Origin of the sequence: Microcoleus sp. CAWBG58, assembly GCF_020883045.1 — a bacterium.
GTDB lineage: Bacteria > Cyanobacteriota > Cyanobacteriia > Cyanobacteriales > Microcoleaceae > Microcoleus.
In genome coordinates this window covers 9636-22224 of the sequence record NZ_JAHRFA010000020.1, presented here as the reverse complement: position 1 = coordinate 22224, position 12589 = coordinate 9636, and the positions used below count along the sequence as shown (strand labels likewise).

General features: G+C 41.5%; 6 protein-coding genes. 4 read left to right on the top strand and 2 right to left on the bottom strand.

Annotated elements, in window-relative coordinates; translation table 11 throughout:
- Positions 1-6 precede the first annotated feature (6 nt).
- Positions 7-444: a hypothetical protein gene (locus QZ918_RS11315; protein ID WP_293334777.1), complete on the bottom strand. Its 438-nt coding sequence runs from the start codon at positions 442-444 to the stop codon at positions 7-9.
- Positions 445-2076: a serine/threonine-protein kinase gene (locus QZ918_RS11310; RefSeq protein WP_293149884.1), complete on the bottom strand. Its 1632-nt coding sequence runs from the start codon at positions 2074-2076 to the stop codon at positions 445-447.
- 630 nt (positions 2077-2706) lie between these two features.
- On the opposite strand from QZ918_RS11310, the gene pheT reads away from it, so the two are divergent.
- The 4 genes from pheT (at position 2707) to QZ918_RS11290 (ending at position 12572) form a co-directional block, all read left to right on the top strand.
- Positions 2707-5151 (top strand): phenylalanine--tRNA ligase subunit beta, encoded by a 2445-nt coding sequence (gene pheT, locus QZ918_RS11305; protein ID WP_293334774.1) that lies wholly within the window; start codon positions 2707-2709, stop codon positions 5149-5151.
- Positions 5152-5526: 375 nt separating this feature from the next.
- Complete coding sequence (locus tag QZ918_RS11300) at positions 5527-5796, top strand: YciI family protein (RefSeq protein WP_293334771.1); 270 nt, start codon at positions 5527-5529, stop codon at positions 5794-5796.
- A 126-nt stretch (positions 5797-5922) separates the two neighbouring features.
- Complete coding sequence (locus QZ918_RS11295) at positions 5923-8943, top strand: hypothetical protein (protein ID WP_293334768.1); 3021 nt, start codon at positions 5923-5925, stop codon at positions 8941-8943.
- Positions 8940-12572, top strand: a complete 3633-nt coding sequence (locus QZ918_RS11290) for a helicase-related protein (RefSeq protein ID WP_293334765.1) — start codon at positions 8940-8942, stop codon at positions 12570-12572. The genes QZ918_RS11295 and QZ918_RS11290 overlap by 4 nt, the downstream gene beginning before the upstream one ends.
- Positions 12573-12589 lie beyond the last annotated feature (17 nt).

The window sequence follows — 12589 nt, the reverse complement described above, 5'->3', positions numbered from 1 at the left end:
TATTTTTTAATTTAGGCGAATTTGGGCGATCGAGCTTCCTCCAGAGGAATCACCTGACTGGGGGAAGGGTTCAACAGTTGACAGTTGACAGTTGACAGTTGACAGTTGGGGGAGAGGTTCAACAGTTGACAGTTGACAGTTGACAGTTGACAGTTGGGGGAGATTGGGAGATGTTGACAGTTGACAGTTGACAGTTGACAGTTGACAGTTGGGGGAGAGTGGGAGATGTTGACAGTTGACAGTTGACAGTTGACAGTTGACAGTTGGGGGAGAGTGGGAGATTGGGGAAGATTGGAGGAGATTGAGAGAGATTAGGAAAATATTCCTTTTTCCTTCTTCCTTACTTCTTTCCTTCTTCCTTCTTACAACTTCGATCGGACTTCCATCCGTTACATCCGTTACATCGGCAACGGATTCTGTAGCCGAACTTCCTTCTTCCTTCAATTAAAATCCAAAACCCCGCTTACCATCCGGCTTAGTAGTCAACCAATTTGTCTTTGCACTTGCGAGTTGTTCCTCAGTAACTGTAGCGTCAGTTAGATTCGCGCCGCACAAATTCGCACCCCGCAAATTCGCCTTGCTCAAATAAGCGCCAGTCAAATCAGCACCTCGAAAATCCGCACCTTCAAAATTAGCAGTGCTGCAATAAGCTTCAGTCAAATTTGCCGATCGCAAATTTGCCTTCACCAACCTCGCGTGGCCCAAATTCGCCCCCGACAAATCCGCTGCTTGCAAATTTGCCTTCACCAACCTAGCCTGATAAAAATTTCCCCCCGCCAACTGCGCTTTTGGCAATTGCAAACCCGACAGTTCGCAGTCAGCAAAATCGCGTTTACCTTTAAAATATGCCGCTCGCAAGCTGTTACTTTCCCACTTTACAACCGCTTTCGTTACCTTTTGTCCTGCTAAATTGCCATTGGACAAGGCCGCAGTTCCGAAAGTTCTGCCAGACTCAGCCAAAGTCCGGGAAACTCTCGGCTGCATCCCTGTATTTCCCGATTGACTGAAGGAAGTTCTAGTGCGGATGCTTTGCTTCGATCGCAAATCTCGATCGTTTTTCATCTGGGGCGAAGGCAACGAAGTAGCATCACTATTAAATATCGTTGGTTCTTCAACCGTGCGGCCACCTGCGTTGAATTGAGTTGTCAAGCCGTTGCAAAGATCTGCGTCTTCAAATTCGCCATTCAGAGCTTTGACGACATCTCCTGTCGATTGAAAGCGATGGCCGACCATGGGCTTGAGCATTTTCTCAAGAATCCGCGCAAAATTTGGGCTCACCTGAACGTGGGGCTGCCAAACAATTTCGCCAGTTACCGCATCAAAATCTAAATCTTTGGGAGACTTTGCTGTCAGCAAATACAAACAAGTCATGCCCAAGGCGTAGATGTCGCTGGCAAATATCGGCCGCAGCGCCATTTGTTCGGGGGGAGCAAAACTAAACGTACCAACTGAAAATTTCGTGTTGGCGCTTTGGTCGGCGGGGTCTAATAATATTGTTTGGCTAACTTGGTCTTTAACCGCTCCGAAATCAATCAGAACCAAGTGATTGTCTTGAGCGCGGCGAATAATATTTGCGGGTTTAATGTCTCTGTGAATTACTCCTTGGCTGTGGACGTATTGCACTACCGAGAGAATTTCTAATAGAAAATTTTTAACATCTGATTCATTGAAACGCCCTGATTGTTTGACTTCTTGTTTCAAAGTCGAGCCTTTAACATACTCTTGAACTAAGTAAAATTGCTGTTCGGTTTCAAAATAATCTAACAGCCTCGGCACTTGCGGGTGGTCGCCGAGTTGACCGAGAGTTTTCGCTTCTCGCTTGAATAATTCCCGCGCCATTTCTAAAACTCGCGGCGACGAACTACTGGGTCGGAGTTGCTTGACCACGCAACTCGGTTGACCAGGCAAAGAGATGTCTTTTGCCAGAAATGTAGCTCCAAAACCTCCTTGTCCTAAAGGTTCAATGACTTGGTAGCGAGCGCGCAGCAATAACCGCGCACCACAGGTCTGACACTGGAGAATAGAGTCAGGAGGGTTTTGAGGATGTGGACAGCCCGGATTTACGCAGTAGCTCATGTTGATTGAGTTTGCCTATATTTTTCTGATTTTGCTCTGGCGATCGCTCGACTGCACAAATTCCCTTAAACCGCATCTGCTAGAAATACAGCTCTATCAGTTGCCGGCGGGTCGTGCATCCGGTTGCGAATTGGAATTGCACCTAAGTCTTTTAGGCCGATATCTTTTCCCTATTTTAATTATCTCGTTGCTGTGAGTTTTTGCGGTAGATTATCCTTGAAGATAGTTTAAAGACTTGCTAAAGTTGTCCTTTTTTGTGTAAAGTCTTTCTAAACTTAAGTGCTTTTTGCGCTGTTAGATGTTTCTAGCATACCTCATTTTCTGATTGAGAATGTTACTCATCCGACCGCAGTCACGGACATGAGTGCGCGATCGCTCGTTTTTGCTGATATCTACCACAATCGTCTTGACAAATTTTAATTTGTATGGTATGAACAGTTTTCTCGAATAAATTCTCGGACTGCACAGTCGAAGCCCGCCGGCGTAGACTAATCAAAGGCAGAGAGCGAGAGAGGGAGAGGTTTTGATGAGTTTTCCTACGGCATTGAAATATACAATTTAAATGCAGTACAGCTTATCGAACACTGACAACTAACTACCGAGCACGGACAACTAACTACTGACAAAATTATGCGTATTTCTCTAAACTGGCTGCGGGAATTGGTCGATGTGACGATTTCCCCGGAAGAATTAGCCGAAACCCTGACAATGGCAGGATTTGAAGTCGAAGAAATCGAAGACAGGCGTGCGTGGGCTGACGGCGTAGTATTGGGCAAAATAGTCGCTTGCGAACAACATCCCAACGCTGACAAATTGAGAGTTTGTCAAGTTGATGTCGGCAAACCAGAAGCCTTAAATATTGTGTGCGGCGCACCCAATGCGAGGGCAGATATTTATGTACCTGTAGCCGTTGTCGGTACTTTTTTATCGACGATAGATCTGAAAATTAAACCAGCTAAATTGCGAGGTGTTCCTTCGGAAGGAATGATTTGCTCTCTCGCCGAATTGGGATTGTCCAAGGAATCAGCAGGAATTCATATTTTTGAACTTGAAAATCCCGAATTGGGTCGCGATATTCGCCCGCTTTTAGGTTTAGATGATGTGATTCTAGACTTGACAGCAACTGCGAACCGTGCAGATGCTTTAAGCATGGTGGGTGTAGCCCGGGAAGTGGCGGCACTGACTGGCGCAAGTTTGAGAATTCCGACAACTAATGATGTGGGGATTCATGGCGAAGAAAGTCCCAATTTAGCAGTAGAAATATCGGAACCGCAAGGATGCCCGATTTACATTGGCACGGAAATCTCAGGAGTGAAAATTGCACCGTCTCCGGCTTGGTTGCAGCAGCGATTGCAGGCGGCGGGAGTGCGACCGATTAGTAATGTGGTTGATGTAACCAATTACATTTTACTGGAATGGGGACAACCGCTGCACGCTTTCGATCGCGATCGCCTGCAATCTTTCACCGGTACTTCTGACATCAGCATCGGCGTGCGCTTTGCCAAACCAGGCGAATCCTTCAAAACCTTGGACGGACAAAACCGCAACCTGCAATCTCAAAATCTATTGATTACTGCTAGCGACAAACCCGTAGCCTTAGCTGGGGTAATGGGTGGCGAAGATACGGAAGTGCACGACGGCACCGAAAATCTAGTTTTAGAAGCAGCGATTTTTGACCAAGCAACGATTCGCCGTTCTGCGCGCGCTCAAGGCCTCCGCAGCGAAGCATCGATCCGCTACGAACGGGGAGTGAATCAAGCAGCTTTAACGACGGCGTGCGATCGCGCTATTGCCCTAATTTTGGAGTTGGCTGGCGGGAATGCGACGGTGCAGAAAACGGCGAGTTCGGGGGGAGATTTAAGTTTTTCGCGATCGCTCGAATTGCGTCTCGATCGCATAAACTTGGTCTTAGGACAGTTAAAAAGAGGAGCAACCGGCGGTTCTCCCTATCTGGAACCGGAGGAAGTAAAAAATATCCTCACAGCCCTGGGCTGCGAAGTGGCTGCGACAGCAAAAGAACGAGTATTTGCGATAACTGTTCCGCCTTACCGCTACCGGGATTTAGAAAGGGAAATCGATTTAATCGAAGAAGTCGCGAGACTCCACGGTTACGACAATTTCTGCGATACTTTACCTAGCGAAACCGAACCAGGCTATCTATCTCCAGAATACGCGCAATTGCGGAATGTGCGATCGGCATTTCGGGCGGCAGGCTTGACAGAATTGATGCACTATTCCCTAGTAAAAACCGAAGGAGACAATCAAGTTGTGCTAGCAAATCCGCTGTTTGTCGAGTATTCGGCATTGCGAACAGAAATGCTGTCAGGTTTGATTGATGCTTTCGGGTACAATTTGGAGCAAGGAAACGGCGCGCTCAACGGTTTTGAAGTCGGACGGATTTTTTGGAAAGAAGGAGATGCCAAGAAAGAATCAGATGCCGTAGCGGGGATTATTGGTGGCGACCCGACAGTGTGGAAATGGCAGCAGGGAGGACGCGATCGGCCTTTAACTTGGTTTGAAGCCAAAGGGATTCTGGAAAGTGCATTTCAACAGTTGGGTTTAGCCGTGGAATATGCCAGTGATTCATCTAATTCCCGCTTGCATCCGGGCCGCACTGCTGCGCTATCCTTAAACGGGAAACATTTAGGAATCTTTGGACAATTGCACCCGCAATTGCAGCAAGAAAAAGATTTGCCCGAACAGGTTTATGTGTTTCAATTAGACTTGGGATTGCTAGTAGCTAGTTTGGACGAATCCCAAAATTCGACTCGCAAATTTGCACCTTATTCCAGTTTCCCAGCTTCCGACAGAGACATTGCATTTTTCGCACCGATGGAAGTGGCGGTTGTGGAGATGCAAAGTGCGATGAAAAAGGCTGGTGGTAGCTTGCTAGATTCGGTGGAATTGTTCGACGAATACCGTGGTGACAACGTTCCAGCCGGACAACGTAGTTTAGCATTTCGGTTGATTTATCGATCGGGCGATCGAACTTTAAGCGAAACCGATGTCGAACCCGCACAACAAAAAGTCCGCGATGTTTTAGTCGAGAAATTCGGCGTTAGCCTCAGAAGCTAATTGTAGGGTGCATCGCCCTGAGATTTTCGATATTTAGTTAGAGATTTTCATGGCGACGCACCCTACAGCTAACTTTCTTGAACCCACGGAGGTGGGTTTTGTTTATGTAGACGCGGTTGCCAACCGCCGGGAGTTTTAAGTTGTAGTTAAAGGCCGCAACATCTCCCGAACCGCAAAAGAAACATCAGGAAATTGCAAAGGATAAATACTCGCATCATCAATTCTCTCCATCCAACAAACCCCTCTCTTTCCCCTCTTCCTCTGCGCCCTCTGCGCCCTCTGCGGTTAAAAAATCTTATCTTAAAAAATTGCATCAAATCCACCTAATCTTATTGTACAATAACCTTAAAACAAATTTATTCAAGGCTCAAAACCGTGACCAAATACGTGATGTGGGGAAGTTACTGCGAAGATGTTCTCGAAAAACGAGCTCCGTTTCGAGACGCTCATTTAGCCGGATTGGCCAAGCAGAAGGAATCAGGTGTATTAAGTACGATCGGACCTACCAAAGATTTAACCAAAGTTTTTGCAATTTACGAAGCAGAAAACGAGGCGGCTGTGCGAGAATTAGTTGAAGCCGATCCCTATTGGGTAAATGGGATTTGGACAGAATACGAAGTGAAAGAGTGGATTCAAGCTTTTTGAACCGATATAAAACTTAAGAATCAATTGGCTAGTAAAGCCAGAAATCAAATTGCTTGATTGATAAATCAATATCGGCTATCATAGCTCTATTGCATAAGTTGTCAAGCGGTGCGAGGAGGTTGCAGAGTGAATACCCTAAGAACAGCAGATGGGGATTTAGTTGCGGTTGACTGTGGTGATTTATTGGACAAGATTTTAGCAACTTTAGAGAAGCCACAGACTCAGAATCCTTTTAAGATACACGGTAATTGCGATCGGCTAATCATCGACATTGACAGCATCGCCGAAGCAGTCGCAGGTTTGGGAGTAGAAAATCCTTTAGGTGCTTCCGAACGCGGTGCTCGTACCGCCACAGTCAACTTTACTCCCGGTTTCAAAGAACGTTTTCCCAGTCAAATTACCAAAATTAAAAATAGTTTAAAAACTCGACTGGAATCCGCAATTAAGCAACAAAATCCACAGCTTGCGATCGAACAGTTTATTGCTAATTTAATTACAGATTTGCAAGATTTTGAAAGTAATTCTGCCAAGTTAGACTTTAGCTATCCCTTTGGCACTTATTCAGGGTTACAAAAGCAGCGCTTGAGTATCACAAAAAATACTAGCAGCAAAGAACTGCTAAAATTTCACAAACTAATTATAACCGTTGGTAAAACCAGTACATTTAATACCGAACTAAAACAAGGCTTAGGAAATTATATCAAATCTCAGTTTGCTAGCGCTAGTGAGGACGATTGTCAAGAGTTGGAGTTCATTCTTCAAGATTTAGAAGAAGATCCTAAATCAGACTTTTACAGACTCAAAGAATTTGTAGATACCGAAACTATCGGCAAACTCAAAAAACAAGCACAGATATGTTATCTAGAATTTCTGCAAGACAACATTAGCACCAGCAATAACCCATCAAATGCCGAGGGTCTAATTTATTTAAAAGTCCTAATCCGGCGTCTCAAACAGATTGATGAATATATAGTCAAAAATACCGACGGCGATTACTTAGTCAACTATGCCGACACTGACTTGAACTATGCAGATGCTTTTGCTCGTGCTGAAGCCTTTGATATGTTGCCAATTATCCCCAAAATAGAAGGATATTTAGGAGAAACCAAAGACGAAAACAAAGGAGATATCCAGTTTGTTTTTGGACTCAAGCTTAAGTTTAATAACCCAGTGCAAGCCTATGGTGGAAAAACAGTCTTTGACTATTACCTCAATCTGCTCGATCCACAAAATGAAGAACATCAAGCCGAACTTAATAATCCTGCTAGAAAAGAAATTTTTGCTAGAAAGTTATTGAAGTTAGTCTTTTTGTACTACTTCGTTTTTGCCGCCAAAGATCCCTTGTCAGACGGTTACACAGTTAACTCAGACTTAGAATACGATCCAATTCCAGTATTTGAGGAAAAAGTATTAAAAATATTCAAAGGTTCTGATGAAGTAGCAAAGCAAAAGCTTTTGCGAGGGATAAAAAAAGGTTTTGAACAATATAATATTGCCTCTAAAATAGATAGTCTCAAGAATCTTCTGCAAAAAATTCTGAAACACAAGCATTCACCGAAAGAATTTCCGCTTCACATTTCGGTCAGAAAAAGCATTTTAGATAATAGTATCAATAATATTTCTACAACCTCTACATTTTTTAAGCCTGAGCTACGAACCAAGCCCAAAGAAGTATTAAAATATATAGCTATTGGTCAAGCAAAGGCTAGTGAAAATTCCCTATGTACTCTCACAGCTAAAATCGCAATTAGTGATGTTCATTATTTTGCCACGGATGACCTGCAAAGCTTCAGTATGGAGTATGATGTCACAGGTGTAAAAGCTCTGCCAGTGTTGCTGAGACCAAATGAGCAACAGTGTACAACTATATATAATCGGTTTTATCAACAGCGTAAGCTAGTCGAATTCACCTATAGTCTAGCCAGCAACAAATGGGATAATAAAAAAAGTTTTGTGTATCGATTTACCTTCGATTTACTTGCCTATACTTGCCTCAAACTGTTATTGGAAAAACAGAGTAGATTATTCATTCCCATCCTGCGCCTGCAACTGAGCAATCAACAGTCAGATTCGCCCGTAGAAGAGTTCATGCGTTCTTTATCTAAAAGGTTGTCTCATTTACTAAATGAAGAACATCGTTCTAATTCTCAGGGTGTTGATATCAGAAATATAGAATACAAAGCTCCCAATGTAATGAGTTCTTTATATTCTGTGCTACCCAAAAAGTTTACCTTTACTAACCAGTCAGATTCTCCAAAAGAACTGGACAAACTCGCTATAGTTATAGTTTCCAGTCGCGAGAGTGATGCTAGGTGGAATAGCGACCAAAAACTGTCGAATTTGCAAGGAGAAATTGTCGGTGCAATTCGTCAAAAAGATGGTTCTGTCAGGCTACAGTTGCTCAAAACCTTCTCGGAAACCTACGAACACGAACAGATGTTTAAAGAACCTACTGTAGTGCGAGATGAAATAGGAAACGTTTACAAATTGGGATTCAGGCATTTTCTCTACATAGCCAAAGCTCCCTATTCTAGTACCTTGCACATGACACAAAAAGAAGATGCTTTATTTTTCATGTCGAAAGATGTGATTAAATATTTTAAAGAAAACTACAATGACATCAAAATTTACCCGATGTTTTTTGACAAATACTATGCCGTTAAACTGTCAGAAAGATTGGGAGTAAATTCTTTATACATTCAGGATACATTGGAGTTAACCGCTTTAGTCAAAGACCCCAGCAAACGCTCTGTGGTATTTTTTAATTTGTTTAATGGTTTGGTAGTCGGCTCAGAAGCAGAACGTAATTATAGGGGTGTAATTTCCTATGCTACCTTGTTAAATATTTATCAAGATATACTGGATGATGAACATATCCATCAAGGATTGATTTCTAATACTCAATTAAAAAATGACATTTTGCAGTATTTGACCTTGTTCCACTTTTCTCGCTACGAAAAAGCAAGTGGTAAAAACGCTCAAATTAGTTTTAAATTAGACCCCTATGAAAACTTGATAGGAGATCAATCTGTAGGTAAACTATCTCTGTACAAGCATATGGGAGGAGTTGCAGAGTTTAATGCTTTGGCGTTTTTGACTAAAGTTAAAGAAGTTTTAAATGCATCAACAGGAGGTACGCAGTCATGAAATCTCTGATAGCAGAAGATTTGGGGCGTTTGTTTGAAGTTGGGTTTAATATTGGAATTCTTGCTTGTATTAAAGAGAAGCAAATTAAGCATAAGTTTGGAAACTTGTACCTCCAGGAATTGCAGCAGCTAGAGTTTCCGAAGATGCTGAGAAAAATCACTGATAAAATAACCAGTCCTCTGGAAAGAAAGATGGCTGAAAAGTGGAGTATATTTTTCCTACAAAAAGGCTTTTTATCAGGTTTAAACTTTTTTCGAGAATACCTTGAATCTACAGGTTGGAATGAGACAAGTAAACTGCGACGTTTGGAAATCTTGTATTACCAATCCTGTTTTTGTGATGAGAGTAGTATTGGTACTTACGTTAAAGGTGAAGCACATTGGTGTAGACAAGTCTTATCTCAATTTGACCAAATTAAAAATATTTCTCAGTATATTGGAAGTTACACACAGAAAGGCGAGTTTCTGAAAGCAGATACTCTAATATTACTGCGATATGGTGGTAAGCAATTTAGGATTCTGTCTGTAGATTTGTCGGTGTTTTCGATTAGGACATCTGAGGATGTGACAAATCTGAATTATTTAGAGATTATTCGGCGTTTGTTGAGACGAGATATTAACTATTTGCGATCGAAAAGTGTTTTTTCTAAACTTCGCATAGATACTGAAAGTTGTGATGTTGAGTTTTCGGAAGGTTTGAAGAGTTATTTTACTGCTTTTAAATATGATGATAAGGAGAGCGCTAAGTTAATTCAAGCTGGCGGTTATGCTTATAGTTTTTATGAATTTCTCCGAGAAACGGGGATACTTGCTGAGGATTCGCGACTAATATTTAATGCGGTAGGATATAGCGATCGCGGAATTAGCACTATGTCTGTCCGTCCCGAAAATTTAGATGTTTTGAAAACTTGTTACTCGATTTATAAGTATGATTCGAGTCCTAAAGAAATCGTCGATGCCCGCAAATTAGTTTTAAATAAAATCAAGCGGAGTGCTTGCTACAGCTTCGATCGAGGAAAAAAGCTTGTTGACGATATATTAGCAATGTCTGCGGATAAAATCAATGTTGTGCGCCACCCAGAGCAACTTGAGGGTTTTGTCAACTCGGTGGGAATTGTGCCGGATGAATTGATGCAGCAGTTGGGATTGAGCGGAGGTTTGAGTTTGCGAAATGCTCACGCTAAGCTAATTGAAAAAACCCTAGAATCTGCTGCCACTTATATCTTTTTAACTGGTAATCCGGGTATTGGTAAAACGACTGCGATCGCCAAATTTCTCACAGATCATGTAAACGATGGATTTCTATTCTTTTATGTCAGTCCGAGGAAGCAGGTAAATCTAGATATTATCGACAAGTTCAAAAAACCTGGTACTGACGATTTATGGCATGATAAAATATTCGCAATTAATACCTATAGTGACTTAATTAAAGATAGCGGTCATAAATGTACTGTCCAGTATCTCTCGAATCAGAAGCAGGGAAAGTTTTCATTAAAGACTGTTAACTTTCAAGATAGCAGAGAAACTAAGAGTCAAAATAGGCGATCGGACCGACTCAAGAGACAAACAGAAAATGTAATTGAAGATGGTGGACGGAATACTAAGGGCGTACTTAACAGCATTTGTGAAGCCATTTATACCCTGATTGATACTAAAGATTATAATAACATTGTTGCGACTGTTTCCATCCAATCTTTAAAGAAAACTGATGCGGGCGATACATTAAAACATTTTGAGAAAATTTTCAGGAATGCTTACAACACAAAGAATGGTGAAGTGTTTCCCGATCGCATGAAAGACATCTCCAGTCGCATCAAGCATTTGTTTATCATGATCGACGAGATTACGGGAGACGAGGGAGGCGTAGAATTCTTAAACGGGATCAATGATATCCTAAACACCTATGGATTGAAAAATAATGCTTACGGGTTTAATACAAAGGTGATTGTTGCAGATGCTTCTATCGTTGACAAGGCTGTCATCACCCAACACTTAAGCGATACCTCTGCTGAACCGGATAAAATCTATTTTCGGAGAGCTAAAAATCCAGGTTTACCTCTGTCAGTCGAGAATTTTAAGTTTAAAGATACTGACGCGACTGTTATCAATACTAACTCCTATCCTGCTAAAAGCTTAAGCATAACATACAAAGTTTTCATTGAATCTTGCAAGTTTAGTGAAGATACTTTGCTAGATAGAGAAACTGATTTAACCAAGAAAGTACAAGGCGAAATTTTACAAGATATAGAAGCCCTGTTACAACGCTCTGATGTTGAACAAGTGATAGTTTATATTCAAGATAAACAAAAACTGGGTAATTTGATAGACAAGATTAGAGAACATCGAGGTGAGTTTGAAAAAGGAACAGATTATATAGAAATACACGCTAATATTGGTGAGGAGGAAAAAGAGTTAGTTCAAAAATGCAAAGAAGATGCGAAAGTAGTATTTATGACTGCTTCAGGTAGTCGCGGGCTATCTTTTCCCAAGACTAAACATATTTTGGTCGAGATTCCAAGGTTTGAAATAGAGAAAAACCTGATGGAATTGATTCAGGTAATTTATCGGGGGCGCGGAAAGGATGAGATTGACAACCAAGATAAAGAACTGATTTTCTATTTAGGCGATCGGGTAGTGTATTTTGAAGATAATAAAGAGATATCGATACAGGAAAGTAAACTGAGTATTTTAAATATCCTGTTGGTTTTGAAAGCATCTATAATGACGCGAATTTATGGTTGCGGGCAAATTGGTTCAGATAAGTTTATCATCATACCCATCGGCGGTAAGTCTGTGTTTGCTGCTGGTGAAACATTTTCATCCCAAATGAAAAGCTTAATCGATAAGTTGAAGAGCGAACATAGGAAGAATAGGAGCGATCGGCGTTTACCACAAGTCTATAATAGTCTAGAAGATTTACTCGGCCAAGCTGATTTTGCATTGAGAGAGAATGTTGAGTCTAGTGGTAAATCCCATACTTCGTATCTTTCGCAGCGCGATTTTTTCAACAATCAGTTTTCCCAGTTAGTAAGTGAAGGTTTCGAGAATTTATTGAACCTTGATAACCTTCAACTCGGCTACATGAGTGGCGGTTTGTTGGTTGTACCGATCGCATCGCAAACTTTGGAAGAAACCTACATTATGCCTCTGGCAACAATAGCCAAAAATGCTAATAGTGAACTTTGGCATAATATGCAGATAATTAGTTATGGTAGTGCGTATTCAGAGGATTTACAATTTGCCATTAAAGATGCGATGGAGTTAGTAAAAGAACTCACAAACTCTGTTGATAAGACACAGAGATTTGAGCAAAGCAGTCACCGCAAGGATCGGTATTATGCCTTGCCATTGTTTGCATTTATTGCTGGTGAAGTCTTCAGGGAATATTTTGCTAGTAACCCCCAAGAACAGAAATATCAAGATTTTAGAAATATCTTGACTCAATATATTAAGGCGCTGTATCCTGTTGGTAATGTTTTGCCGATCGGAGATAAATATCAAGATTTCCCGTTTGTTGTGTTTAGAAGCTACAGTTTAGAACAGATTAGGGAAAAGATATTTACTGATAAGTATCTTTTGAGTTCCAATGAGTTGAATGTACTCAATTTGGTTTTGTCTAAGGAAATCTGAAATCGGGGGTTGACAGG